The organism is Acidovorax sp., from assembly GCF_046291265.1.
GTDB lineage: Bacteria > Pseudomonadota > Gammaproteobacteria > Burkholderiales > Burkholderiaceae_C > Acidovorax.
In genome coordinates this window covers 25,642-50,190 of the sequence record NZ_JBKBTV010000006.1, presented here as the reverse complement: position 1 = coordinate 50,190, position 24,549 = coordinate 25,642, and the positions used below count along the sequence as shown (strand labels likewise).

The 24,549-nt window shown below is 64.9% G+C and carries 22 protein-coding genes; 15 read left to right on the top strand and 7 right to left on the bottom strand.

Going from position 1 to position 24,549, the window contains the following annotated elements; genetic code table 11:
* Positions 1 to 27 precede the first annotated feature (27 nt).
* The gene (locus ACK41V_RS03985) at positions 28 to 519 is read right to left on the bottom strand and encodes a BON domain-containing protein (protein ID WP_409778126.1); all 492 of its coding nucleotides are present in this window, start codon (positions 517 to 519) and stop codon (positions 28 to 30) included.
* A gap of 186 nt (positions 520 to 705) precedes the next feature.
* Between ACK41V_RS03985 and ACK41V_RS03980 the strand changes: the two genes are divergently transcribed.
* The 4 genes from ACK41V_RS03980 (at position 706) to ACK41V_RS03965 (ending at position 5,012) form a co-directional block, all read left to right on the top strand.
* Positions 706 to 2,394, top strand: a complete 1,689-nt coding sequence (locus tag ACK41V_RS03980; RefSeq protein WP_409778123.1) for a SulP family inorganic anion transporter — start codon at positions 706 to 708, stop codon at positions 2,392 to 2,394.
* 117 nt (positions 2,395 to 2,511) lie between these two features.
* Positions 2,512 to 3,285, top strand: coding sequence for a GGDEF domain-containing protein (locus ACK41V_RS03975; RefSeq protein ID WP_409778120.1), 774 nt, complete (start codon positions 2,512 to 2,514; stop codon positions 3,283 to 3,285).
* A gap of 10 nt (positions 3,286 to 3,295) precedes the next feature.
* Positions 3,296 to 4,147: a MinD/ParA family protein gene (locus ACK41V_RS03970; protein ID WP_409778117.1), complete on the top strand. Its 852-nt coding sequence runs from the start codon at positions 3,296 to 3,298 to the stop codon at positions 4,145 to 4,147.
* A 91-nt stretch (positions 4,148 to 4,238) separates the two neighbouring features.
* Positions 4,239 to 5,012, top strand: a complete 774-nt coding sequence (locus tag ACK41V_RS03965; RefSeq protein ID WP_409778114.1) for a sulfurtransferase — start codon at positions 4,239 to 4,241, stop codon at positions 5,010 to 5,012.
* Between the two features lie 93 nt (positions 5,013 to 5,105).
* Here ACK41V_RS03965 and ACK41V_RS03960 read toward each other — a convergent pair whose 3' ends face one another.
* From ACK41V_RS03960 to ACK41V_RS03945, 4 genes are all read right to left on the bottom strand, one after another.
* Positions 5,106 to 5,990 carry a pirin family protein gene (locus ACK41V_RS03960; RefSeq protein ID WP_409778111.1) on the bottom strand — a complete coding sequence of 295 codons (885 nt, stop codon included), beginning with the start codon at positions 5,988 to 5,990 and terminating at the stop codon, positions 5,106 to 5,108.
* A gap of 123 nt (positions 5,991 to 6,113) precedes the next feature.
* The gene (locus ACK41V_RS03955; protein WP_409778108.1) at positions 6,114 to 6,668 is read right to left on the bottom strand and encodes a flavodoxin family protein; all 555 of its coding nucleotides are present in this window, start codon (positions 6,666 to 6,668) and stop codon (positions 6,114 to 6,116) included.
* Between the two features lie 116 nt (positions 6,669 to 6,784).
* Positions 6,785 to 7,198: a DoxX family protein gene (locus tag ACK41V_RS03950; protein WP_409778105.1), complete on the bottom strand. Its 414-nt coding sequence runs from the start codon at positions 7,196 to 7,198 to the stop codon at positions 6,785 to 6,787.
* Between the two features lie 48 nt (positions 7,199 to 7,246).
* Positions 7,247 to 7,948: a pirin family protein gene (locus tag ACK41V_RS03945; protein ID WP_409778103.1), complete on the bottom strand. Its 702-nt coding sequence runs from the start codon at positions 7,946 to 7,948 to the stop codon at positions 7,247 to 7,249.
* Positions 7,949 to 8,053: 105 nt separating this feature from the next.
* On the opposite strand from ACK41V_RS03945, the gene ACK41V_RS03940 reads away from it, so the two are divergent.
* From ACK41V_RS03940 to ACK41V_RS03920, 5 genes are all read left to right on the top strand, one after another.
* A complete protein-coding gene (locus ACK41V_RS03940) occupies positions 8,054 to 8,992 on the top strand; it encodes a LysR family transcriptional regulator (protein ID WP_409778101.1) in 939 nt (312 codons plus the stop codon).
* Between the two features lie 229 nt (positions 8,993 to 9,221).
* Positions 9,222 to 10,226: an NAD(P)/FAD-dependent oxidoreductase gene (locus ACK41V_RS03935; protein WP_409778321.1), complete on the top strand. Its 1,005-nt coding sequence runs from the start codon at positions 9,222 to 9,224 to the stop codon at positions 10,224 to 10,226.
* Positions 10,223 to 11,200, top strand: coding sequence for a tRNA glutamyl-Q(34) synthetase GluQRS (gene gluQRS, locus ACK41V_RS03930; protein ID WP_409778099.1), 978 nt, complete (start codon positions 10,223 to 10,225; stop codon positions 11,198 to 11,200). The genes ACK41V_RS03935 and gluQRS overlap by 4 nt, the downstream gene beginning before the upstream one ends.
* On the top strand, positions 11,158 to 11,955 hold the full coding sequence (gene trmB / locus ACK41V_RS03925; RefSeq protein WP_409778097.1) for a tRNA (guanosine(46)-N7)-methyltransferase TrmB: 798 nt from the start codon (positions 11,158 to 11,160) through the stop codon (positions 11,953 to 11,955). Before gluQRS ends, trmB begins: the two co-directional genes overlap by 43 nt.
* Before the next feature lie 39 nt (positions 11,956 to 11,994).
* Entirely contained in the window at positions 11,995 to 13,044 is a 1,050-nt protein-coding gene (locus ACK41V_RS03920) for a GGDEF domain-containing protein (RefSeq protein ID WP_409778094.1), read from the top strand.
* 75 nt (positions 13,045 to 13,119) lie between these two features.
* On the opposite strand, the gene ACK41V_RS03915 is transcribed toward ACK41V_RS03920, so the two are convergent.
* Positions 13,120 to 16,089 carry an HD domain-containing phosphohydrolase gene (locus ACK41V_RS03915; RefSeq protein ID WP_409778092.1) on the bottom strand — a complete coding sequence of 990 codons (2,970 nt, stop codon included), beginning with the start codon at positions 16,087 to 16,089 and terminating at the stop codon, positions 13,120 to 13,122.
* Between the two features lie 98 nt (positions 16,090 to 16,187).
* Positions 16,188 to 18,815 carry an alanine--tRNA ligase gene (gene alaS / locus ACK41V_RS03910; RefSeq protein WP_409778089.1) on the bottom strand — a complete coding sequence of 876 codons (2,628 nt, stop codon included), beginning with the start codon at positions 18,813 to 18,815 and terminating at the stop codon, positions 16,188 to 16,190.
* Positions 18,816 to 19,089: 274 nt separating this feature from the next.
* Here alaS and ACK41V_RS03905 point away from each other — a divergent pair, with 274 nt between their 5' ends.
* The 6 genes from ACK41V_RS03905 (at position 19,090) to ACK41V_RS03880 (ending at position 24,525) form a co-directional block, all read left to right on the top strand.
* Entirely contained in the window at positions 19,090 to 20,007 is a 918-nt protein-coding gene (locus ACK41V_RS03905) for a dihydrodipicolinate synthase family protein (protein WP_409778086.1), read from the top strand.
* 37 nt (positions 20,008 to 20,044) lie between these two features.
* Complete coding sequence (locus tag ACK41V_RS03900; protein WP_409778083.1) at positions 20,045 to 20,992, top strand: 4-hydroxyproline epimerase; 948 nt, start codon at positions 20,045 to 20,047, stop codon at positions 20,990 to 20,992.
* A 31-nt stretch (positions 20,993 to 21,023) separates the two neighbouring features.
* Positions 21,024 to 22,139: an NAD(P)/FAD-dependent oxidoreductase gene (locus ACK41V_RS03895; protein WP_409778081.1), complete on the top strand. Its 1,116-nt coding sequence runs from the start codon at positions 21,024 to 21,026 to the stop codon at positions 22,137 to 22,139.
* Between the two features lie 20 nt (positions 22,140 to 22,159).
* Complete coding sequence (locus ACK41V_RS03890; RefSeq protein ID WP_409778318.1) at positions 22,160 to 22,420, top strand: 2Fe-2S iron-sulfur cluster-binding protein; 261 nt, start codon at positions 22,160 to 22,162, stop codon at positions 22,418 to 22,420.
* The gene (locus ACK41V_RS03885) at positions 22,417 to 23,748 is read left to right on the top strand and encodes an FAD-dependent oxidoreductase (protein WP_409778078.1); all 1,332 of its coding nucleotides are present in this window, start codon (positions 22,417 to 22,419) and stop codon (positions 23,746 to 23,748) included. The genes ACK41V_RS03890 and ACK41V_RS03885 overlap by 4 nt, the downstream gene beginning before the upstream one ends.
* A 141-nt stretch (positions 23,749 to 23,889) precedes the next feature.
* The gene (locus ACK41V_RS03880; RefSeq protein WP_409778075.1) at positions 23,890 to 24,525 is read left to right on the top strand and encodes a TRAP transporter small permease; all 636 of its coding nucleotides are present in this window, start codon (positions 23,890 to 23,892) and stop codon (positions 24,523 to 24,525) included.
* Positions 24,526 to 24,549: the final 24 nt, after the last annotated feature.

Genomic DNA, 24,549 nt, shown 5'->3' with positions numbered 1-24,549 from the left:
CAGTCCCGAAAGACTTTGTGTTCTGTTTTAGCTGGCGGTCACAACCAGCTGGTTGTTGACCGAGGTCACGCCCTGCACGGCCTTGGCGATGGTTTCCGCGCGGTCACGTGCCACCGTCGTAGGGGCTGGACCGTTCAAGGTTACCTTGCCATCGACGGTATCCACATTGATCTTGAGCGCGCTCAAGTCCGGGTCCTTGGCCAAGCTGGCGTTCACCTGGGCGGTGATGGTGGCGTCATCAATGGCGCCCATGGCACTGTTCGCGGCGTTCTTGGTGGCGGACTCTGCGCTTGCGGCGCCCTGCTCCATCTTGGTTTCTGCGCTCTGCATGGCGCTTGCGGTGCTGGCGCGTGCATCAGCAGCGGCTTGCTCGGTCTTCTCTACCGCGGAGTCCAGACGCTGACCCACCGTGGGCTCTTCGGTTTTGCCGCAGGCTGCCAGGCCCAAGGCCAGTGCACTCACGGCGAGGATGCTGACAACACGGCGGGCGGGACGTTGGGAAATTTTCAGGGTATTCATTGCGGTAACTCCTTGCGGTTGAAACATGGAGTGACTTTAGGCAGCGCTGCATGTCGCCCGGGTCGGACGTGGCCGAAGTGGGTGTAGGACGGTGCCGCCCGGCGCCCGTCCCTACCCACCGGCTACATGCGAGCCGGGTGCGCACCGCATTCGAGCCGCGGGCGGGCGACGCGCGACAATTGCGGGATGTCCCTGTCCTCGCTCTCTCGCTGGCTTCCGTTTCTTGCCTGGCCCCGCCCCGACCGTGCCCTGATCAAGGGGGAGTTCTGGGCTGGCATGACGGTGGGGCTGATGCTGGTGCCGCAAGGTGTGGCATACGCCGCCCTGGCGGGCATGCCGCTGATCACCGGCATTTATGCCTCGTTGATCCCCGCATTGGTGGCGGTGCTGTTCAGTTCATCCACCCGCCTGGGCGTGGGGCCCACGGCATTGACCAGTTTGTTGATTGGGGCGTCCCTCACCGGCCTGGCCGAGCCCGGCAGTGCCCAGTGGGTGGCATTGGCCGCCTGGATGGCGCTGATGTCCGGTGTGTTGCAGCTGGTGATGGGCCTGGCGCGGTTCGGCTGGCTACTCAACCTGGTCACCTCCCCCGTGCTCAGCGGCTTTACGCAGGCTGCGGCACTGCTCATTCTGGGCTCGCAATTGGGCGCGTTGACGGGGCTTCGGGCGTCCGACTGGGGTGCGCTGCTATCTACGCCTTCCCCGGGACTCTTCGACCTCACCGCGGCCGCGTTCGGACTGGGGAGCCTGGCATTGCTCCTGCTGGCTCGGCGCTGGCGCCCCAATTTCCCTGCGGCCATCATCGTGGTGGGCGCTGCGGGTGCTTTGAGCTGGGCGCTGGGCTACGCCGATGCAGGCGGCGCCGTGGTGGGCGCGCTGCCATCGGGCCTGCCAGCACCCTACTGGCCGGGGATGCTGCCGTGGTCCGGGTTCTCTGCCCTGGTGATGCCTGTGCTGGTGGTCACGCTGGTGAGTTTTCTTGAAACGGCGTCGAGCGCCAAAGTAGAAAGCCAGCGGTCGGGCGAGCAATGGAACGAGAACCAGGACCTGATCGGCCAAGGTTTGGCCAAAATCAGCAGCGGGCTGGTGGGCAGCTTTGCCACCAGCGCGTCGTTCTCGCGCTCCGCCATCAACCTGTATGCAGGCGCCAAAAGTGGCTGGGCCACCCTGTTCGCGATCAGCCTGGTGCTGGTGGTGTTGTTGTGGCTGACGCCAGCGCTTTACCACGTACCCCAATCGGTGCTGGCCGCTGTGGTGGTGACTGCCGTGACCAGCCTCATCAAACCCGGCACGCTGCTGCGGCTGTGGAAGGTGTCGAGGGTGGAGGCCATCATCGGCGGCGTCACCTTTGCGCTGACGCTGGCCACCGCGCCCCGCATGTACTGGGGCGTGCTGGTGGGTCTGCTGATGAACCTCAGCCACTTTTTGTACCAGCGGCTGCACCCCCGCATCATCGAAGTCGGGCTGCACCCCGATGGCAGCATGCGCGACCGCCATCTGTGGCACCTGCCCCCGCTAGCACCCCGCCTGCTGGCGCTGCGCATGGACGCCGAACTGGACTTTGCGTCTGCCAGCGCTCTGGAGCGCCGCGTGACGGCGCACCTCACCGACCACCCGGACGTGGTGCATCTGTGCTTGCTGGCCCAGCCCATCAACCGCATCGACGTGACGGGTGTTGAAACCTTTGCCCAGCTACTGGCTCTCATGCAGTCGCGGGGGGGCACTTTGCACCTGAGCGGCCTGAAACTGCCGGTGGAGCAGGTGCTGCGCCAAGCCGGGCTTCTGGCGCCCAGTTCGGGGCTGGCCATGTACCGCACCGATAGCGATGCGCTGCTGGCGTTGCAACAGCTCCCCGAGCCTATCGCGCGGGTGTAGCAGAAAGGTGTAGGGCCGGGTCTGGCACTCGCGGTGCCCGGGTTTAACCTATATCCTCTGCCGGCGCTGTTCTTGCAAGTGCACTGGTACACTCAACCAACTTTTTTTGCTCTATTTGTGTCTGATTCTGCGGCTTCCCATCTTGTAGATCTGCGCGACCTCCGCCTGGATACTGCACACGCACTGGTGGCGCAGGCCGGCGGCAGCGAAGCAGCATTGCACCGCGAGGTGCCCTCGCACTACCTGCAGAGCCTAATCGACGGCCTGTGCGAGCTTTCCCTCAAAGACCCCCTGACTGGCTTGGCCAATCGCAGGCACTTTCGCGCCGTGCTGGAGCGTGAAATCGACCGCGTGACCCGTTCGGGCGAGGCCGCCCTGCTGCTCATGCTGGACATCGACTTCTTCAAGAAGGTGAACGACACCCACGGGCATCTGGCGGGTGATGTCGTGCTGCAGTCGGTGGCGCGCACGCTTTCGGCCTGCGTTCGCCCCATGGACACCCTGGCGCGCTACGGCGGCGAGGAGTTTGCCGTGGTGCTGCCCGCGTGCCAGGCCGCCTTTGGCCGTGTGGTGGCCGAGCGCATTCGGCGCGCGGTGGCCAATACACCCATTCGGATTTCCCCCTCGGTCGAGCTGAATGTGTCGGTCAGCATTGGTGGCGCCTTTGCCATGCAGTGGATCCGGTCCACCACCCTGCTGTGGACCGATCGTGCCGACCACCAGCTTTACCAGGCCAAGGCGGCTGGCCGCAACCGTGTCAGCATCGAGGAGCAGCCCGACAGCACCGTCAGTGCCGAAGAGAAAAGCCTGTTGTTTGGCCCGCTCTACACCCCCTCGGGTTGGGGCGACCTGCCTCCGCTGGACCCTGGTCCAACAGGCAGCGCCTACTGAAAGTTAGATGATGAGCGACGCGCTGTCCCCCCCACCCACTTCGCCAGCAACCCCTGCTGGCCCTGCCACACCCTCGGCTTCTGCAACCGGCGCCCGCATCATTGCGGTCACTAGCGGCAAGGGCGGTGTGGGCAAAACCTTTGTATCGGCCAACCTGGCCGCTGCCCTCACCCGTCGCGGCCAGCGCGTGCTGGTGCTCGACGCCGACCTGGGCCTGGCCAACCTGGACGTGGTGCTGAACCTGCACCCCAAGATCACCCTGCACGACGTGTTCACCGGCAAGGCTTCGCTCGACGATGCTGTCATTGCCGCGCCCGGCGGCTTTGACGTGTTGCTGGCCGGTTCCGGCATGGTGGAGTATTCGCGCCTGACACCCGAGGTGCGCAACCAGTTTCTGAGCGTGATCCAGGCGCTCACCCCGCGTTATGACGTGGTGCTGCTCGACACGGGCGCTGGAATTTCGGACGTGGTGCTGTTTTCCATTTCGCTGGCCTCCGAGGTCCTGATCGTGGCCACGCCCGAACCCACCTCGCTGACCGATGCCTACGCCGCCATCAAGGTGCTGGCCATGCAGCAAAAACGCCAGCACGTGCGCATGGTCATCAACCAGGCCGCACGCGCGGGCGATGGGCGCGCCATCACCAGCCAGCTGCAACAGGTGCTGGACCGTTTTGTCACCACCGAGTCGGGCCGCCCCATGCGCCTGATCCACATGGGCGACATTCCGGCCGACCCTTCGGTGCGCGATGCCGTCATGCGCCGTCAGTTGCTGCTGCTGCAAACCCCGGGCTGCCCCGCGGCTCTGGCGATTGCGCAGCTGGCCAACAAGATCGAAACCACGCTGCTGACACCGGCTGCGTGACGGTTCCCTCTGCCTCTGGGCGCCCGCAGTGGGGCCCAAAGGCCGACAGATCAACAGGCCCGCCAGCGGGCCTTTGTGCATTTTTAACGCCGTGACCCACCCTACCGTTCTCAACATCTCCTGCTACAAGTTCGTGCCCCTGCCCGATGCGGCAGCGCTGCGCGACCTGCTGAGCGCCCGGGCTGTGGCTGCCGATCTGAAAGGCACCATCTTGCTGGCCGAGGAAGGCATCAACTTCTTTTTGGCAGGCTCGGCCGACGCCGTGCGGGGTTTTGTCGATGCCCTCCGAACCGATGCCCGGTTTGCAGACGTTGCGCCGAAAGAAAGCTGGTCAGCCAGCGTGCCGTTTCGCAAGATGCTGGTCAAGGTCAAGCGCGAAATCATCCGCATGGACCACCCCACCATTGCACCGGCCCACGGCCGCGCGCCGTCGGTCGACCCCGCCACGCTGCAGCGCTGGCTGGCGCAGGGCCATGACGATGACGGGCGCGAGGTGGTCACCCTCGATACGCGCAATGCATTTGAGGTGGACCATGGCACGTTTGACAACGCCATTGACTGGCGCATCGACAAGTTCACCGAGTTCCCCCCGGCCCTGCGCGCCCACAAAGCCGCGCTGCAAGACAAGACGGTGGTGAGCTTTTGCACCGGTGGCATCCGCTGCGAAAAGGCGGCCATCCTGATGCGGGAGGAAGGTTTGACCAACGTCTACCAGCTGGAGGGCGGCATCCTCAAATACTTTGAACTCACCGACGGTGCGCACTACCACGGCGGCTGTTTTGTGTTCGATGAACGCAGGGTGCTGGCGGCGGACCTCTCGACCGAGCCGCAGCCCGCCACTGAAGAAAACACTATCAATAAGTGAGCTGCTAGCGCTTATCCAGTAAGCGCTAGAGGCCAATTTGGCTTGATTTTTCCGCCATCCAAGCCCTGACAACCTGACCGATCGGCCAGAAGCTCAACCCTTGAAACGATGCTCCGGCAGGGGTATCCACTCCACTTCACCGGGCACCTGGCCCATAGTTTGAGCCTCCCAGTCGCTGGCGGCCTGCACGATGCGATCCTTGCGGCTGGACACAAAGTTCCACCACATGTGGCGCGGCGCATCGAGGGCATCGCCACCAATCACCATCAGCCGCACGGCACTGTCGCCAGCCACAAGGCGCATGAGCTGCCCGGCCTCCATCACCGCCAGCAGTTGGGCGTCCAGAAGCTCGGCGTTGAGCTGCACCGGCGCATCCACCGCATAGACGGCCATCTCTTGCACCAGCGCGGGGATCTCCAGCGCGGCGCCTGCAGGGAGGAGCACGTCCAGATAAAGCGTGGGCGAGTACGTGGCCACGGGCGATGTGTGGCCAAACGCCTCGCCAATGAGCACGCGCACGGTGGCATCGCCCACCTGCACCTGCGGAATGGCGGCAGACGGTGTGTGCACAAACGACGGCTCGGCCTCCTCATGGGCCTGCGGCAGAGCTGCCCACAGCTGAATGCCGTGGTTCACAAACGACTGGTTTGCCAGGCTCTCGGGGCGGCGCTCGGAGTGAACAATGCCGCGCCCGGCCGTCATCCAGTTGATGGCACCGGGCTCGATCTGCTGCACGCAGCCCAGGCTGTCTCGGTGCATGATGGCGCCCGAAAAAAGGTAGGTCACGGTGGCCAAGCCAATGTGCGGATGGGGCCGCACATCGTGACCGGCGCCGGGCTCCACCGTCACGGGCCCGAAGTGGTCAAAAAACAGGAAGGGGCCCACGGCCTGACGCTGCACAGCGGGCAACAGGCGCCGCACCTTGAAGCCACCGCCCAGGTCTTTGGCATGCCCCGCCAAACGCAAGGAGCCGCTCATGACAACGCTCCCACGGGGGTTGAAAGGCCAACAACAGGATGGAAACGGTGATTCATGGGACGACTCCTGGGTGAACGGACACGTGGGACAGGCTGACGAAACAATCGCGCCAGCCTACCAGCTTCAGTTGCCCAGCTTGGCGGCCATGTCGGCCACGCGCTGGCCAAACTGCTTGCCGGTTTCCAGATCGCCCGGAAACATCTCTGCAGCCGATGCGTCGGACGGCGACTGCGACATGGCGCCGCTGAACGAGCCCATCCAGTTCACGTCGTTGCGAGTGGCCGCCTTGGAGTTGGCCGGCATCATGCCGTTGCCCACCCACAGGCCGCCGTGCTGCATGGCCAGGTGGAACAAGTAGTCCAGCGTGATCTGCTTGTCGCCGTTGATGCTGCCGCTGTTGGTAAAGCCTGCAAACAGCTTGTTCTTCCAGGCCTGGCTGAACCAGGGCTTGGACGAGGCATCGGCAAATTTCTTGAACTGCCAGCTGGGGCCAGCCATGTAGGTGGGCGAGCCGAAGATGATGGCGCTGGCACCCGCCAGGGTCTCCCAACCGCCTTCGGGCAGGTTGCCGTCTGCATCAATGGCGATCAACTGGGCGCCTGCGCCCTCTGCCACGGCTTGCGCCAGGCGCTGTGTGTGACCGTAACCCGAGTGGTAAACAACTGCGATGTGTGCCATGAGAAAACTCCTGTGGAAAAGAGAGAGGACAAAAGGGAGCGAGGGGAAACCGGATGAAGCGCCTGCAGCAGCCATCTTGCCGCCAGCAGGTTATTGGTGGAGGCTGTATGCCTAGATCAGCGGCCAGACTGGCGGCCGTCCACGCTCCAGCCACCGGCGCCAAATGCCGCCAGGGCCAGCAGGCCACCGGTCACGCCCACGTTCTTGAAGAACATCAGCTGCTGCATCATTTGTTTGTCCGCAGGCAGATCCCAGAACGCATGAAAGAAGAAGCTGGCCACGAGCGTGAAGAACGCCAGCGCCAGGGCCGCAAAGCGCGTACCAAAGCCAAAGATCAGCGCCAGGCCGCCCAGCACCTCAACGGCAGCCGCCAACGCAGCAGCCACCGTCGGCATGGGCAGGCCCACCGAGGTGATGTAGCCCACGGTGCCAGCAAATCCGGTGATTTTGCTGATGCCCGCGGGCAGGAACAGGGCCGCCAGCAGCAAGCGTGATGCCAGGGCCAGGGGGTTTTGAAGGGATGTGAGCATGGTGAATAACTCCGGGGCGAAAGTGGGTTGAAGACGGAAGGTCAAAGGTCACGCGGCCAGGTCAAACACCAGCACCTCGGCGTCGTGGCCATCGGTCAACGACAAGGTGGATTCTTTGTCGATCAGCACGGCATCGCCGGTCGACAGTGCATTGCCATTGACCGACAGTGCGCCGCGCACCAGGTGCACATAGGTCTTGCGGGCGGGGTCTAACGGCAAGGTAACGGACTCGTCCGCATCCAGCAAGCCCGCGTACAACGCGGCATCGGCATGCAGCTTGACGGAGCCCTGCGCGCCGTCAGGCGAAGCCACCAGGCGCAGGGCTCCGCGCTTTTCAGCGTCGGCAAAGGTTTTTTGCTCGTAGCTGGGTGGAATACCCCGCACGTTGGGCTCGATCCAGATCTGCAGGAAGTGGGTGGTCTGGCCTTCAGCGTGATTGAACTCGCTGTGCTGCACGCCGGTGCCCGCGCTCATGCGCTGCACGTCGCCGGGCGGGATGCCTTTGATGTTGCCCATGCTGTCCTTGTGGGCCAGTTCGCCCGACATGACGTAGCTGATGATTTCCATGTCGCGGTGGCCGTGGGTGCCAAAGCCCGTGCCAGGCGCGATGCGGTCTTCGTTGATGACGCGCAGGTTGCCAAAGCCCATGTGCGCCGGGTCGTAGTACCCCGCAAACGAAAAGCTGTGGAATGAATTGAGCCAGCCATGGTCGGCGTGGCCCCGGTCTTGCGATTTACGAACAGTCAGCATGTGGATTGCTCCTTTGAAGACTCGACTTTAGGCCTGTGGGTCACTGCACAGGGCCAGATGAATTGATGGCATTGTTCAAATAATCTGAATTAACATGGCGCCACCATGCAAAACGCACGCGATGTTCTGACCCCCGATGCGCTGACCATGCTGCAGGTGATTGCCGAGGCGGGCAGCTTTGCCGCCGCCGCGCGCCGACTGGGCCTGGTCCCCAGCGCCCTCACCTACCGTGTGCGCCAGATTGAAGACGCGCTGGATGTGCTGCTGTTTGACCGCAGCGCCCGCCAGGCCCGCCCCACCGAAGCCGGCGCCGAGCTACTGCGCGAAGGGGCCCGCCTGCTGCAGGACATCGACGCCGTTGCAAACCGCGTGCGCCGCGTGGCCACGGGCTGGGAGCCGCAGCTCACGCTGTCCATCGACGGCATCATCTCGCCCCACACCATGCTGGAGCTGGTGGATGCGTTTTATGCCATGCAGCCCCCCACGCGCCTCAAACTGCGCGACGGCATCATGACCGGCACGCTGGAGGCGCTCACATCAGGCCGCGCCGACCTGGCCATTGGGGTCTCGATCGCGGGCAACAACGTGGCGGGTGTGCAGCAGGGCACGTTGGGCGATGTGCTGTTCATCTATGTGGTGGCACCCCACCACCCGCTGGCCTCTGTGCCCGAACCCATCACCGACGCCATGCTGCTGGAACACCGCGCCGTGGCCGTGGCTGACTCCGCCACCCGCGGCGGCGCCACGATGGGGCTGCTGGGCGGGCAGGACGTATTGACCGTGGACACCATGCAGGCCAAGGTGCGCGTGCAACTTCGGGGCCTGGGCGGCGGTTTTCTGCCGGAGCCCATGGTGCGCCCTTACCTGGAGGCAGGTCGCCTGGTAGAGCGCCGCGTGGCCCGGCCCGAGCGCAACGTGCGTGTGCACTACGCCTGGGGCGGCCCGGGCTTTACCGCACCCGGCCGCGCGCTGCAATGGTGGCTGAACCAGCTGCAAAGCCCCACCACACGCCGCGCTCTGCTGGAAAACCACCATCATTTCTGACCCCGATCAACCGCATCAAGCCCTGCGGCGCGTGTAGAGTGGTCCCTGTTGGTTTTGTATTGCATCTCGCTTGCCGACCGTCACCGAAAGGCCTTCCATGAGCAAACCCGATCCCCTCCCCGCCAAACGGCTCCGACGCACCAACGCCCCGGCACCAGCGGCGGCCCCGGCAGCGCCCAAGGCGCTTTCAGGCAAGCCCCAGCGCCATTTCGCGATCATCGGTGCGGGCATGGCGGGCATTGCCTGCGCACGCACCCTGGTGCAAGCCGGGCACCGCGTCACGGTGTTCGAAAAATCCTCCCAGGCCGGTGGCCGTACCGCCACCATCGACAGTCCCTTTGGCAGCTTTGATGCCGGTGCCCAGTATTTCACCGTGCGCGACCCGCGTTTTGCCCGCGCCATCGACACCGTGCCCGGCATTTGCAAACGCTGGAGCGCCAACTCCGTCCAGGTGCTCGACGCGGCAGGCCGTGTCGCCGCAGTCGGCCTGCCCCACCGCGAAGCGCACTGGGTGGCCAGCCCGGGCATGCAGTCGCTGGTGACCACCTGGGCCGATCCGCTGGCCAAGGTCGGTCAACTCATCACCGACACGCAGGTCACGCGCATCGAACGCGACCCGGTCAACGCCCCCGGCTGGCAACTGCGCACCGAAGGCCCCGCAGGCACCCAGCATGTCTACGCCGGTTTTGACGCGGTGCTGCTGGCCCAGCCCTCTGTGCCCGCGCAGGCGCTCATCTCCAGCTCCGGGCTGGACACCTCGTTGACCGATGCGCTCTCCACCGTCGCCATCGCCCCCTGCTGGACGCTGATGCTGGCCTACCCCCACGCTGTGCGCCCGGGGCTGACCACGCTGGGCCCGCAGTGGAATGCGGCGCGCAGCACCCACCACCGCATTGCCTGGCTGGCGCGCGAGTCCTCTAAACCCGGCCGCAGTGTGGTCGAACGCTGGACCATCCAGGCCAGCCCCGCCTGGTCCGCCGAGCACCTCGAAGACGACGAGGCCCGCGTGCAGGCCAAGCTGATCAAGGCATTTGCCGAGGTCACCGGCATCCGCGCCCAGCCGTCACACGCCGACACCCGCCGCTGGCGCTATGCGCAGACCACCCACCCCCTGGGCAAAAGCCACCTGTGGGACGCCAGCACGGGCCTGGGCGCCTGTGGCGACTGGTGCCTGGGTCACCGGCTGGAAGACGCGTTTGTGTCGGGGCTGGAGCTGGCGCTCAAGGTGGCATGACGACTGGCGAGAGCGCAGCGTCGCGCTACATCGGGCGGTTTGCGCCCTCTCCCACGGGCCCGCTGCATGCGGGCTCTTTGGTTGCGGCTCTTGCCAGTTGGTTGGATGCACGGGCGCATGGTGGCCAGTGGCTGGTGCGCATTGAAGACGTGGACGCCCCGCGCTCCGTGCCGGGCGCCGCAGAGTTCATCCTGCAGCAACTGGCGACCTGTGGTTTGGTGCCCGACGCGCCTCCTCAGTGGCAGTCTGCCCGGGGCGCCCTGTACCAGCGGGCGCTGGACCAGCTGGTAAGCCAGGGCCATGCCTACCCCTGTGCCTGCTCGCGCAAAGACATTGAAGACGCCCAGGCCGCCTTGGGCCATGCCCGCGAGCGCCATGCGGCGCTGCCCTACCCCGGCACTTGCCGCCACGGCTTGCACGGTCGGGTGGGGAGGTCCTGGCGGTTCAATGTGACAGATTTCAAGCAAAAATGGGCTCTAGCGCTTGATGGTAAATCGTTAGTAGCTATTAATTCAGTAGCAAACCATCTTTTGCAATGGCAGGACAGGCGCCTGGGCTTGCAGCAGCAGGACGTGGCCAGCACCGTGGGCGACTTTGTGCTGCGCCGCGCCGATGGGCTGTGGGCCTACCAGTTGGCTGTGGTGGTGGACGATGCCGACCAAGGCATCACCGACGTGGTGCGCGGTGCAGACCTGGCGGACAACACCCCACGCCAGATCCTGCTGCAACAATCCCTGGGCGTGCCCACGCCCCGGTATCTGCACACGCCGCTCGTGTGTGGCGACAACGGCGAGAAGCTGTCCAAACAAAACGGTGCGCAAGCCCTTGATCTGACCCAGCCGCTGCATGCCTTGTCCAACGCAGCACGGGTGCTGGGACTGCCCCCATTGGCACATCCAAACAACAATTGCATCTCTGACGCATTGGCACTATGGGTTGCGGCGTGGCGACGAAACTACAATGGCCCATCGTGACCGAACTGACCACTGCACCCGTACCCCTCAGCGCTGCGCCCATCGCAGCCCCCCGCGCGCCCGGCGAAGCCCCCGCGGGTGTTACCCACCCCAAAACCATCAAGAGCTTTGTGCGCCGCGCAGGCCGCACCACCACCGGCCAGGCCAAGGCGTTTGAAGACCTGGGCCCCCGCTTTGTATTGCCCTACACCGCAGCCCCGCTGGACGCAAATGTCGCCTTTGGCCGCAGCGCGCCCCTGGTGCTGGAAATCGGTTTTGGCATGGGCGAGGCCACGGCCCACATCGCCCGGGTGCGGCAGGGCGACAACTTTCTGTGCTGTGAAGTCCATGAACCCGGTGTGGGTGCGCTGCTCAAGCGCATTGGCGAGCAGGAACTGACCAACATCCGCATCCTGCAGCACGATGCCGTCGAGGTGATCGACCACATGCTGCCCGAAGGCAGCCTGGATGGCGTCCACATCTTCTTCCCGGACCCCTGGCACAAGACCAAACACAACAAGCGCCGCCTGATTCAGTCGCCGCTGGTGGCCAAGCTGGCCGCCCGGCTCAAACCCGGCGGCTACCTGCACTGCGCCACCGACTGGCAACCCTACGCAGAGCAGATCCTGCAGGTGCTGAGCACCGAGCCTCTGCTTCAGAACACCGCCTCCGGCTTTGCCCCCCAGCCCGACTACCGCCCCCTGACCAAGTTCGAAAACCGCGGCTTGCGGCTTGGACATGGGGTGTGGGATGTCGTGTTTGTACGCCGCACTTAACCCGACAACATGCCCCGACAGGCCTCCCGTACACCGCCCATGAAACCCATCCTGCAAAATTTGGTGGAGATGACGGGCCACCGCGATCACCTGCGGTTGGAGGTGTCGGTGCTGTCTACGCTGCAAAAACTCAGCAGCATCATCGAAGTGCGGGCGCTGGAGCTGTTCACCGATGCCGGTGTGCCCTATGTGCGCCCCCGCACCTGGGTAGAAGACGGACAACTGGTGTCCACAGACTCTGAAGCCGCTGCCGACCCGCGCCGCGAAACGCTCGACCAATATCCCGCTCTGCGCGTGTGCGTCGAAGACCACACCGACAGCGCGCTGGCGTCCCCTCGCAAGGGCCGCTACGTGTTGTGGCTGCCCGTGTGGATGCACGACAAGGTGAGCACCTGCCTGGAGATCACGCAGTCTCGCCCTTTCTCGGCGCACAAGCTGGATGTGCTGATGGGCGTGTTTCAGGTCTACCAGAACTACCAGAGCCTGCTGGACTACAGCGAACGCGACGCACTCACCGGCCTGTTCAATCGCAAGACCTTTGACGAGCAGTTCTCGCGCCACACGATGCACGCCGTGGGCGGGCGCCCCAGTGCGATCACCGACTCATTTGTCAGCGACGATGGCGCCGCGCCGTCCGAACCGGTGCTGCAGTGGCTGGCGGTGGTCGACATCGACCATTTCAAACAGGTCAACGACCGCTTTGGGCATTTGTATGGCGACGAGGTGCTGATCCTGATTGCCAACATCCTGCGCACATCGTTCCGCAGCCACGACCGCATCTTCCGCTTTGGCGGTGAAGAATTTGTGGTGCTGCTGCGCTCGACCACGCTGAGCACGGCGCACAAGGTGTTCAACCGCTTCCGCCAGGCCGTGCAGGAGTACCACTTTCCGCAGGTGGGCCAGGTCACTGTGAGCCTCGGTTTTGTGTGCACCTCCAAAGGCGCGCCGGTGGAAATCCTGGGCCAGGCCGATCAGGCGCTGTACTACGCCAAAGAACATGGTCGCAACCAGGTCTGCTTTTACGACGACCTGATTGCTGGCGGCCATCTGGTGGCCAAAGTGGCCAACGACGACGTCGAGCTGTTTTAAACCGCTTCTGCCCGGCACAGCAAACCGCTTGGCTTGGTCTGCCCGACCCAGAAGAGCCCCGTCAGGCTGAACGCGTCAGGTCAGCGTCTCCAGAATTGCCTCCACATCCACCGCATCCTGCTGCGATGCTGGCAAAAACTTGTCTGCATAGTCGCGCCACACCCCGCTGACAAGGAAGAACCGGAACACCTCGGCATCGATGTGCCGGTCTCGCACCATGTGGGCCATGATCTTTAGTGACTCGGACAAGGTCTTGGGTGGTTTGTAGGGCCGGTCAGAGGCCGTCAGCGCCTCAAAAATGTCTGCCAGGGTCATCACACGGTCCGCCAGCGTCAGCTCTGTGGCCTTCAGGCGCCGGGGGTAGCCCGTGCCGTCCAGTTTTTCGTGGTGCGACCCGGCTATGGACGGAACACGTGCCAGATGCGGCGGAAACGGCAGGCCGCTGAGCATGACGATGGTCTGCACGATGTGGTCGTTGATCTTGAAGCGGTCTTCGGCCGTCAGCGTGCCCCGGCGTATGGACAGGTTGTGCAACTCGCCCAGGTGCGCCTCTTGCGGCGGCAGCACCATGTCAAAACCCCAGCGATTGGCCGGATTGCCCGCCTCGACCGGTGGCTTGCGCAAGCCCCAGGGAACGATGTGCTCAGGCCGGTCTGCCAACAAGGGTTCATTGGCGGGTGTGGGGCGCGTCGGCACCTTGGCCAATCGCATCATCTCGGCTTGCGACAGGCCCAAACGGTCATCAAAGTGCCGCTGCCACACCTGCCGTCCAATGGTGGCCAGCCGCTGCACATCGGCATCGGCCATGAACTCGCCCCCCACATTGCTGCGCGCGACAAAGGCAAAGTCGTCCAGCAGGCGCTCGCGGCGCTGCAGCAGCTCGCGCTGCAGGCGTACCGGGTCCACCCCCGTTACCTGCTGCTTCCAGTAGTCCAGCTCGGCGTCGCGCCACAGCACTTCAAACCGCATGCGCACCTCGTGAATGCGGTTGTAGAGCGTCTCGAGCTTGGTGGCCTTGTCGATGATGTGCTCGGGGCTGGTGACCTTGCCGCAGTCGTGCAGCCACGCGCCCAGGCGGAACTCGTACTGCTCTGCATCGGTCATCGCCACTTGCGCAAACGGGCCCTCCGTGGCAGCACACATGCGCTGCATCAGCGATTCGGCCAGCTGGGGCACCCGCTCGCAATGGCCGCCGGTGTACGGGCTTTTGGCGTCAATGGCATCGGCCAGCAGGCGGATAACGGCGTCGAACAGCTTCTTTTGCCCCTCAATCAGGCTGCGCGTTTCAATGGCGACGGACAAGGTGCCCGAGAGTTTTTCGACAAAAGCCCGGAAGTGCACGTCGTCCTGCAGGTGATCTGCCACATAGCGCAGCACCAGCAACCCCAGCGGCTGGCCGTCGCGGGTGCGCAATTGCACGCGCAGCACGCGCTGGGGCTGCGCGTCTGCAGGGTCGTCATGGCTGTCGCCTTCCTGGGGCTCCGTAGGGTTGATGAAATGAATCATGCCCAGGTGGTCGGGGTAGCGCGGCTGGTGTTCGGGGTCTTCGCAGTAGCGGGCCGAGCGCAGCAAGCCGGTGCGCTGCTGCTCCACCAGGTACACCGCCCCGCCCGTGCAGCTGGTGGCCCGTACCAACTCGTACAACACACTCGACAGCATCAGGTCCAGGCGCGATTCGGCGCTGATGTGGTGGGTGATGTGCAAAAACTCCTGGATGGTGTCGGACATGCGGTCCATCACCTGCCCCAGTTCGCGCACCTCTCGAATGGGGGAGACGCGGCGGGCTGGCCGCCGAAAGTCGAACCCGGCCAGCGCCTGCGCCTGACTTGCCAGGCCAAACAGGCTGCGCCCCACACGCCGCCCCGCCAGCCATCCAAAGGGCAGCATCAGCCCAATCAACGCCACCGACAGCCACACCTGGCGGCGCAGGTTTTCATTCACGTCCCGCAGCAGTTCCTGCGTGGGTATGGCCATGAGGACGTGCAGGCCCCGCCACCGCATCGACTCCAGGGGCAGCACCTTGGCCAGCCATTCTTCGCCACCCGCCGTGAACCGGTGCGCCCGGCCCTCCTTTAAACCCTGTTGCTGCATGGCCTGCAGGCTGGGCACGCCCAGGTCGCCCAATGTGCGCAGCTTCAGGCTGCCTTGATCGCCCTCACGCACCAGCACCCGGGACATGTCTGGGTAAGCCAGCACGCGGTGGTCCGGGTCCACCACGGCGATCTCGGTGCGCGGCATCAGGCGCAGGCTACCAATCTCGCGCCCCAGGTCGGTCAGGGCCACATCCATGCCGATCACGGCACGACCGTCTTCGCTGGGCTGGCTCAGCGTCACGCCCACTTCCTGCGTGGTGAAGAAAACATAGGGCGTTGTCAGAACCTGCGTGTTCTTCTCGGCCGCCTCGGCGTACCACGGGCGGGTGCGCGGGTCGTAACGGTACTCGGGGCGCACAGCGGAGTCGATCAAGCGCAGTTGCGGGTCGTAATAACTCCAGCGCCCCACCACACCCGCTGCGCCACGGTCTCGCGACATGGACTGCACCAGAAACGCGGCATCGCGCGGGGCATCCAGCCGCGTACGCAAAGCCGCGTCGCGCAGTGGGCGCACCAGTAAAAACTGCCCGTCGGGGTAGCCGATGAAAACGGCCGACAACAACGGGTTCTGCTCCAGCAGACGGGCCAGCACAGGCAACCGGCGCAGGCGAGCTGGCAGGTTCTGGGCCGAGGCAATGGGGTCAAAAGCCAGCAGGCGGATCGTGGCATCCGCCGGGTCCACGATGCGGTGCACCCGCTCGCTGATCAACTGGCTGATGTGCTGCGCGTTTTCGTCGGACGCAGCGATGATGGCCTGCTGGGCGCTGGTGCTGACCTGATAGACCAGCAGCACCGTGAGCAGCAGCATGGCCGACACCACCACTGAGGCGATGACCACCTCGAACGGCACCGTGATGCGCCGCCACCAGGGCAAATCATCCACCGCCTGCGCCGAAGGGCTGGGTCGCGGGTCCGGCTCTGGTTCAGGATGGCTTTGGCGCTGGGTGTCCATGCGCCTGAATGTAGGGGCGAAGGCGGTTTGCCGTCACCCTCTTTTTGGCAAACAAGCAGCGGCAGCCATCCAGGCCGCTGCTGCTGCTGCCCGCTTCATCAACCGAGTTGCTGGGTCACCCAACCATTGACCGACGCCAAGGCAGCTGCCAACTTGGACGCATCTGTACCACCCGCCATGGCCATGTCGGGCTTGCCTCCGCCCTTGCCACCCACCTGCTGGGCCACAAAGTTAACCAGCTCACCCGCCTTGATACGGCCCACGCTGTCGGCGGTAACGCCTGCAGCGATCTGCACCTTGTCGCCATCGACAGCGGCCAGCACGATGGCGGCTGTCTTGAGCTTGTCCTTGAGCTTGTCCATGGTGTCGCGCAGGGTCTTGGCATCGGCACCCGGCAGAGCGGCAGCCAATACCTTGATGCCCTTGATCTCCACCGCCTGGTTCACCAGCTCATCGCCTTGATTAGAAGCCAGCTTGCCCTTGAGCGCCGCCACTTCCTTCTCGAGCACGCGCACGTTGTCTAGCGCCTGGCTGATCCGACCATTGAGTTCGGCCACCGGCGCCTTGAGGGTGCTCGCGGCCTGATTCACGGTGTCTTCCAGGTTCTGCAGATAGGCCAGCGCGTTGGCGCCCGTCACCGCCTCAATGCGGCGGATGCCCGCAGCCACGCCGCCTTCGCCCACCACCTTGAACAGGCCGATGTCGCCCGTGCGCTGCACGTGCGTGCCACCGCACAGTTCGCGGCTGGTGCCGATGTCGAGCACACGCACGGTTTCGCCGTACTTCTCGCCAAACAGCATCATGGCGCCGGTTTTCTGGGCCGATTCGATGTCCATCACGCGGGCCTGCGTGGGGTGATTGGCCAGGATTTCTTCGTTCACGCGGCGTTCGATCTCGCGGATCTCCGCTGCGGTCACAGCGCCGTTGTGCGTGAAGTCAAACCGCGTGCGGTCGGCATTCACCAGACTGCCCTTTTGCTGCACATGGCTGCCCAGCACTTCGCGCAGCGCCTTGTGCATGATGTGCGTGACCGAGTGGTTGCGCACGGTGGCGGCGCGCACGGCCGTGTTGACTTCGGCTTGCACCGTGTCGCCCACGTTCAGCGTGCCCTCTTCGAGCGTGCCGTGGTGGCCAAACACATCGGCCTTGATCTTGAGCGTGTCGCCCACCGCAAAACGGGCCGAGCCGCTGGTGATGACGCCTTCGTCACCCACCTGGCCGCCGCTTTCGGCGTAGAAGGGTGTCGTATCGAGCACCACCACGCCAGATTGACCATGTTTTAGGGCTGCAGCGCTTGTCCCGTCTACATAGATAGCTACTATTTTTGCAGTCTCTACCAGGTTTTCGTAACCGGTGAAGCGGTTGACGTCACCGGTGTAATCCAGCGCCTTGTCCATCTTGAACTTGCCAGCAGCGCGGGCCTGGGCCTTCTGCTTTTCCATGGCGACCTTGAAACCGGCTTCGTCCACTTCCACGTCGCGTTCGCGGCACACGTCGTTGGTCAGGTCGAGCGGGAAGCCGTAGGTGTCGTGCAGCTTGAAGGCGACGTCACCGGGCAGCACTTTGGCGCCGCCGTCCAGAGTGGTGTCCAGGATTTCCATGCCATTGGCCAGCGTTTCAAAGAAGCGCTCTTCTTCCACCTTCAGCACTTCGGTGATGCGCTGTTCCTGCTCGCGCAGGGACGGGTAGGCATCGCCCATCACACGCACCAGGTCGGCCACCAGCTTGTGGAAGAACGGCGTCTTCTTGCCCAGCTTGTAGCCGTGGCGGATGGCGCGGCGCACGATGCGACGCTGCACGTAGCCGCGGCCTTCGTTGCTCGGGATCACGCCGTCGCTCACCAAAAACGCGGTGGCGCGGATGTGGTCGGCAATCACGCGCAGGCTCTTGTTGTTGAGGTCCGTCACACCGGTCTCACGGCCAGCGGCCTTGATGAGCGCATCGAACAGGTCGATCTCGTAGTTGCTGTGCACGTGCTGCAGGATGGCGGCCAGGCGCTCCAGGCCCATGCCGGTGTCCACGCAGGGCGCGGGCAGCGGGGTCACGGCGCCGGTTTCATCCATGTTGAACTGCATGAACACGTTGTTCCAGATCTCGATGAAGCGGTCGCCGTCTTCATCGGGGCTGCCGGGAGGGCCGCCCGCAATGTGATCGCCATGGTCGTAGAAGATTTCGCTGCAGGGGCCGCAGGGGCCGGTGTCGGCCATCATCCAGAAGTTGTCGGACTTGTAGCGGCCGCCCTTGTTGTCGCCGATGCGGATTACACGCTCAGGCGGCAGGCCGATTTCCTTGGTCCAGATGTCGTAGGCCTCGTCGTCCTCCTGGTAGACCGTGGCCAGCAGGCGCTCGGGTGGCAGCTTGTAGACCTCGGTGAGCAGCTCCCAGGCCCACTTGAGCGATTCGCGCTTGAAGTAGTCGCCAAACGACCAGTTGCCCAGCATCTCAAAGAAAGTGTGGTGGCGCGCGGTGTAGCCCACGTTCTCCAGGTCGTTGTGCTTGCCGCCCGCACGCAGGCAGGCCTGCACCGACACCGCCCGGTTGTACGAGCGCTTGTCGGTGCCCAGGAACACGTCCTTGAACTGCACCATGCCCGAGTTGGTGAACATCAGCGTGGGGTCGTTGCCGGGCACCAGGGGACTCGACGGCACCACGGTGTGGCCCTTGGAGACGAAGAAGTCCAGGAAGGACTTGCGGATGTCAGCGACAGAAAAAGTGGGAGTGCTCATGGTGTTGTGGAGTGGTTGCACGGAGCAGGCAGGCCGCAGGACCCGCGCCTGTGCGTGGCCTGTCGCTGCCCCTATGGGGACCAACCTTTCATTATAGGTTTGCAGCCCTCGGGCCCGTGGCGGGATGGCGACAGGTGACGTAGACCCGGCCGACACCCGACAAGTGAGTGTCTTTACTAGGACTCAAAAAATCGCTTGCTCCGTACAAATATCTTGTTAATATATTAATAACTCAACCGAAGCGAACTGCTTCACCCGCCCCCAAGGAGCCCCTGTGAACCACCAACCCCGCTGGCAAGGCATCTTCCCCGCCATCACCACCAAGTTCCACGCCGATGAGTCCATCGACGCCGAAGGCACGGCCCGGCACATCGACTTCCAGATCCGCAATGGCATCCATGGCCTGGTGACCTGCGGCTCACTGGGTGAAGCCAGCACGCTGTCGTTGGAAGAGAAACTGCAGGTTGCCAAGATCGCGCTTGATGCCGCCGACGGCCGCGTGCCCGTGCTGGCCAACGTGTCCGAAACCAGCACCCGCGACGCCCTGCGCTACATCGACGGCGGCAACCAACTGGGCGTGGCGGGCTACATGGTCATGCCCTCGGTGATCTACGTGGCTGACGCCCGCGAGGCGATGACCAACGTGCGCGCCATGGCGGGCGCCGCCCAGCGCCCCCTGATGGTCTACAACAACCCCGTGGCCTACCGCGTGGACCTGAAACCCGAACACATGGTCGAGCTGGCCGACTGCGAGTGGATCGCCGCCATCAAGGAAAGCACCGGCGACATTCGCCGCATCACCGACCTGCGCAACACTCTGGGCGACCGTTACCAGCTCTTCCTGGGCGTGGACGACCTGGCTTACGAAGGCCTGGCCCTGGGCTGCGACGGCCTGCTGGCCGGCGTGGGCTGCGCCTTCCCGCGCGAAACCGTGGCGCTGTACGACCTCATGAAGGCCGGAAAATTTGCCGAGGCGCTGCCGCTGTACCAGTGGATGACACCGATGCTGCACCTGGATGTATCGAACAAGCTGGTGCAGAACCTCAAGCTCATCGACGCACTGGTGGGCGTGGGCACCGAACACATGCGCCGCCCGCGCCTGCCGCTGGTGGGCGAAGAGCGCGCGTTTGTGGAGAGCGTGGTACGCAAGGCCCTGTCTACGCGCCCTACAAAATACCAGTCTGTCGCCTAAGACACTGAGCGCCCTACTTCACCACCACCAGCACACCATGCAACGCATCCACGTGATCGACTCCCACACGGGCGGCGAGCCCACCCGGCTTGTCATCGACGGTTTCCCTGACCTTGGCACCGGCACCATAGCCGAGCGGCGTGCGCTGCTGGCCGAGCACCACGATGCCTGGCGGGCCGCCACCGTGCTGGAACCGCGTGGCAGCGACGTGGTGGTGGGCGCCCTGCTGTGTGCACCGCAGGACCCTGCCAACGCAGCGGGTGTGATCTTCTTCAACAACAGCGGCTACCTGGGCATGTGTGGCCACGGCACCATCGGGCTGATTGCATCGCTCGCCTACCTGGGCCGCATCACTCCCGGTGAGCACCGCATCGAGACACCCGTGGGCACCGTCACCACCACCCTGCACGTCGATGGATCGGTCAGCGTACGCAATGTGCAGGCCTACCGGCTGCACCACGCATTGGCCATCGAGGTGCCCGGCTATGGCCGCGTGGTGGGCGATGTGGCCTGGGGCGGCAACTGGTTTTTCTTGATTTCCGACCACGGCCAGCGTGTAGCCAGCGACAACCTGGAGGCGTTGATGGACTACAGCTGCGCCGTGCAGCAGGCCCTCAAGGACCAGGGCATTCGCGGCGACAACGGCGGCGAGATTGACCACATCGAACTGTTTGCCGAAGACGACCAGGCCGATGACCCCGCCGACAGCCGCAACTATGTGCTGTGCCCCGGCAAGGCGTACGACCGATCACCCTGCGGCACGGGCACCAGCGCCAAGGTGGCCTGCTTGGCGGCCGACGGCAAGCTGGCACCGGGCGCCCTCTGGCGCCAGGCCAGCATCATCGGCAGCCAGTTCGAGGCCAGCTACACGCTGCAGGACGATGGCAAGGTCATCCCCACCTTGCGGGGCCGCGCCCACATGAGCGCCGAGGCCACACTGCTCATCGAAGACAGCGACCCCTTTGGCTGGGGAATCCGGCTGTAAACCGCAGCCCGTTCAGAAACACACGCGCGCCATGCAACACACCGACGTTCTCGTCATAGGCGCTGGCATCGTGGGCGCCGCCTGCGCCCATGCGCTGGTGTTGGCTGGGCTGTCGGTGCGTGTCATCGATGCGCGCCTCGGTGGCGCTACCGCAGCGGGCATGGGCCATCTGGTGGTGATGGACGACAACCCGGCCGAACTGGCGCTGAGCCAGACATCGTTAGACGTCTGGCACGCCTGGGCGCCCCACATGGATGCGGGCTGCGCCTTCACCGCCTGCGGCACGCTCTGGCTGGCGGCTAACGATGCCGAACTACAGGCCGCGCATGACAAGCGCACCACCCTGCAGGCACATGGCATCGCCTGTGAGATGCTCGACGCCACCGCACTGGCCCGCGCGGAACCCACGTTGCGCCCCGGTTTGGCGGGCGCGCTCAAGGTGCAGGGCGACAGCGTGGTCTATGCCCCGCGCGCAGCCCAGTGGCTGCTGGACCAGGCCGCAGCCCACGGGCGCCTTGTCTTTGAGCAAGCCGAAGCCACGCGCATCGACGGCCATACCGTCACCCTGCGCGATGGCAGCCAGCGCAGCGCGGGCGCCATCGTGCTGGCCAGTGGCATCCACGCCCCACGGCTGTGCCCCGGCCTGCCGCTGCGCCCCAAGAAGGGCCACCTTGTCATCACCGACCGCTATCCGGGCACCGTGCACCACCAGCTGGTGGAGTTGGGCTACATCACCAGCGCGCACCACAGCGATGGCACCTCGGTGGCTTTCAATGTGCAACCCCGGCCCACGGGGCAGTTGCTGATTGGCTCGTCGCGCGAGTTCGATACCACCGACCCTGCCGTCAACAACGCTGTGATGGCGCGCATGCTGCAACGTGCGCTCGACTACCTGCCCGGCCTGGCCGACCTCAACGCCATCCGCACCTGGACCGGCTTTCGCGCCGCCACGCCCGACAGCCTGCCTTTGATTGGCGCGCACCCCGAACACCCGCACCTGTGGCTGGCCGTGGGCCACGAAGGGCTGGGCGTAACCACCGCCCCGGCCACCGCGCAGTTGCTGGCGGCGCAAATCGCGGGTGGCACGCCAACGATCGACCCCACGCCCTATGCACCTGCACGCTTTGCAGGCCTGAGCCACCCATGACCCCCTCCGCCGCCACCCTTGTGCAGATCGTCGTGAATGGCACGCCCCTGCAGGTGCCCACAGGGACCAGCGTCGCCGCCGCACTGGGGCAGCAGACGCCGGGCACCACGCGCACTTCGGTCACGGGCGCGCCTCGGGCGCCGCTGTGTGGCATGGGCGTGTGCCACGAATGCCGGGTCCGCATCCACGGCCGTACCCGCCTGGCGTGCCAGACGGTCTGCGCCGAGGGACTGCAGATACACACCGATGTCGGCGCCGCACACGGGAGTGCAACGCCATGACCCAGAAAACCACAGCGCACGAACACTGCGACATCCTCATCATTGGCGCAGGCCCCGCCGGCATGGCCGCGGCGCTTGCGGCTGCACCCAGCGGTGCATCGATCCGCATCGTGGACGACAACCCGCAGGCAGGCGGTCAGATTTGGCGGGACGGCCCGGCCGTGGCATTGCCCGTTCTTGCACAGCATTACCGCAAGGCCCTGGCACAACACGCCAACATCCGCCTGCTGACCGGCACCCGGGTGGTGGGCCTGGGAGACGCGCACCCGCAAGACAAGGCGCCCGCCCTGCTGCTGGAAGACGCCGACCGGGGCTGGACACAACACAGCCACCGCATCGTGCTGTGCACCGGGGCGCGCGAGTTGCTGCTGCCGTTCCCGGGTTGGACGCTGCCCGGTGTGACGGGTGCAGGTGCTCTGCAGGCTCTCATCAAGGCTGGGCTCAACGTGCGCGGCCAGCGCATCGTCATCGCTGGCACCGGCCCGCTGCTGCTGGCCGCCGCTGCCACCGCCTCCAAATCGGGCGCCACGGTGGTGCGCGTGGCCGAGCAGGCACCGTGGCGCGCTCTCGCAGGCTTTGCAGCACAACTGCCACGCTGGCCTGGCAAGGCAGCGCAGGCCGTCACGCTGCTGAACCCATCGCTGCGGGCAAGCACCCATGTGCTGGCAGCCCACGGCACTGGGCAGGTGCAGTCTGTGCGGCTGTGTAAAGGTCAACACGCAGAAGAAACGGTGGACTGCGAACGCCTGGCTTGCGGGTTCGGCTTGATCCCCAACACCCAGTTAGGACAGATGCTGGGCTGCGCGCAAGGGGGCCCCTTGAGTGGTGGCCAGGGCCTGGCTGTGGATGCCCAGATGCGCAGCAGCGTGCCGGGCGTGTATGCCGCCGGTGAATGCACTGGCTTTGGCGGCAGCGAGCGCGCACTGGTTCAGGGCGCTATGGCGGGCCATGCGGCGGCCGGGCAGGTACCACAGGCCGAAGCGCTGCGCCCGCAGCTGGCGCGCTGGGAGGGCTTTGCGCAAACGCTGCACGCCGCGTTCCCGCTCAACGAAACACTCAAAACGCTGGCCGCGCCCGACACCCTGGTGTGCCGCTGCGAAGACGTGCCGTACAGCGCACTTGCCGCCCGCCAAGGCTGGGTCGACGCCAAGCTCCACACCCGCTGTGGCATGGGCGCCTGCCAGGGGCGCATCTGCGGTGCAGCCACCCAGCATCTGTTTGGCTGGCAAACCTCGCCCCCCCGGCATATGCTGGCGCCCGCGCGCATCAGCACGCTGGCCCGTTGCGCCCCGTTGTCGGCGCAGGCGTCCGAAACGCCGACGGGCTGACGGGCCCGCAGCTCCGCACCCATTCATTGCGCCACCTGACCATCACCGGGCATTCATCTTGCTTATAAATATATTAATTAAATATTAAACGAACAGCATTCCGTCATCTTCCCTCAGCAGGCCCTTTACCCGATTCACACCATGCCCTTGATCACCAGCCCCTCTGCTTCGCCAGCGCCCACGCCCCGCGCCCCCGTTCGCTGGGTGCTCGCGTTGTCCACCCAGGTGCTGCGCACCGAAAGGCTGTTGTTGACCGCACTCATGAGCTTGCTGGTTGTGCTGATCCTGCTCAACGTGGCGACGCGCTACTCGGGCATGCCGATCTACTGGATCGACGAAGCGGCGGTGTACACCGTGGTGTGGCTGACTTTTGTGGGCGCCTCGGTCATGACGCGGCTGCGCATGGACTTTGCCGTCAGCCTGCTCACCGACCAGTTTGGCCCCCGCAGCGCCAAGGTGGCCAAGGTCATCGCCACGTCGGGTGTGCTGTTGTTTGGCCTTGCCATGCTGGTGATGTGCTGGGTGTGGATGGACCCGGTCGGTATTGCGCGCTACGGCTTTGACGCCAAGGAATTTGCCGCCGAAAGCTTCAACTTTCTCTACACCGAACGCACCCAGACACTGAACTGGCCCACCTGGGTGCTGCAACTGATCCTGCCCATTTTTTCTGCCACCTTCAGCGTGCATGCACTGGCCAATCTGCTGGAAGACCTGGGCGCTGCCGACCGCGTGAAGCACGCTGGGTTCGACGTGGTCAACGCAGACGCCGTGAACTGATCCCTTTTTGCACAACGCCTATCT

Excerpts from the sequence above, each read along its gene's own strand:
- ACK41V_RS03985 (WP_409778126.1), bottom strand. The coding sequence starts at position 519 with ATGAATACCCTGAAAATTTCCCAACGTCCCGCCCGCCGTGTTGTCAGC.
- ACK41V_RS03980 (WP_409778123.1), top strand. The coding sequence starts at position 706 with ATGTCCCTGTCCTCGCTCTCTCGCTGGCTTCCGTTTCTTGCCTGGCCC.
- ACK41V_RS03970 (WP_409778117.1), top strand. The coding sequence starts at position 3,296 with ATGAGCGACGCGCTGTCCCCCCCACCCACTTCGCCAGCAACCCCTGCT.
- ACK41V_RS03960 (WP_409778111.1), bottom strand. The coding sequence starts at position 5,990 with ATGAGCGGCTCCTTGCGTTTGGCGGGGCATGCCAAAGACCTGGGCGGT.
- ACK41V_RS03955 (WP_409778108.1), bottom strand. The coding sequence starts at position 6,668 with ATGGCACACATCGCAGTTGTTTACCACTCGGGTTACGGTCACACACAG.
- ACK41V_RS03950 (WP_409778105.1), bottom strand. The coding sequence starts at position 7,198 with ATGCTCACATCCCTTCAAAACCCCCTGGCCCTGGCATCACGCTTGCTG.
- ACK41V_RS03945 (WP_409778103.1), bottom strand. The coding sequence starts at position 7,948 with ATGCTGACTGTTCGTAAATCGCAAGACCGGGGCCACGCCGACCATGGC.
- ACK41V_RS03940 (WP_409778101.1), top strand. The coding sequence starts at position 8,054 with ATGCAAAACGCACGCGATGTTCTGACCCCCGATGCGCTGACCATGCTG.
- ACK41V_RS03935 (WP_409778321.1), top strand. The coding sequence starts at position 9,222 with ATGGCGGGCATTGCCTGCGCACGCACCCTGGTGCAAGCCGGGCACCGC.
- gluQRS (WP_409778099.1), top strand. The coding sequence starts at position 10,223 with ATGACGACTGGCGAGAGCGCAGCGTCGCGCTACATCGGGCGGTTTGCG.
- trmB (WP_409778097.1), top strand. The coding sequence starts at position 11,158 with ATGGGTTGCGGCGTGGCGACGAAACTACAATGGCCCATCGTGACCGAA.
- ACK41V_RS03920 (WP_409778094.1), top strand. The coding sequence starts at position 11,995 with ATGAAACCCATCCTGCAAAATTTGGTGGAGATGACGGGCCACCGCGAT.
- ACK41V_RS03915 (WP_409778092.1), bottom strand. The coding sequence starts at position 16,089 with ATGGACACCCAGCGCCAAAGCCATCCTGAACCAGAGCCGGACCCGCGA.
- alaS (WP_409778089.1), bottom strand. The coding sequence starts at position 18,815 with ATGAGCACTCCCACTTTTTCTGTCGCTGACATCCGCAAGTCCTTCCTG.
- ACK41V_RS03900 (WP_409778083.1), top strand. The coding sequence starts at position 20,045 with ATGCAACGCATCCACGTGATCGACTCCCACACGGGCGGCGAGCCCACC.
- ACK41V_RS03895 (WP_409778081.1), top strand. The coding sequence starts at position 21,024 with ATGCAACACACCGACGTTCTCGTCATAGGCGCTGGCATCGTGGGCGCC.
- ACK41V_RS03885 (WP_409778078.1), top strand. The coding sequence starts at position 22,417 with ATGACCCAGAAAACCACAGCGCACGAACACTGCGACATCCTCATCATT.
- ACK41V_RS03880 (WP_409778075.1), top strand. The coding sequence starts at position 23,890 with ATGCCCTTGATCACCAGCCCCTCTGCTTCGCCAGCGCCCACGCCCCGC.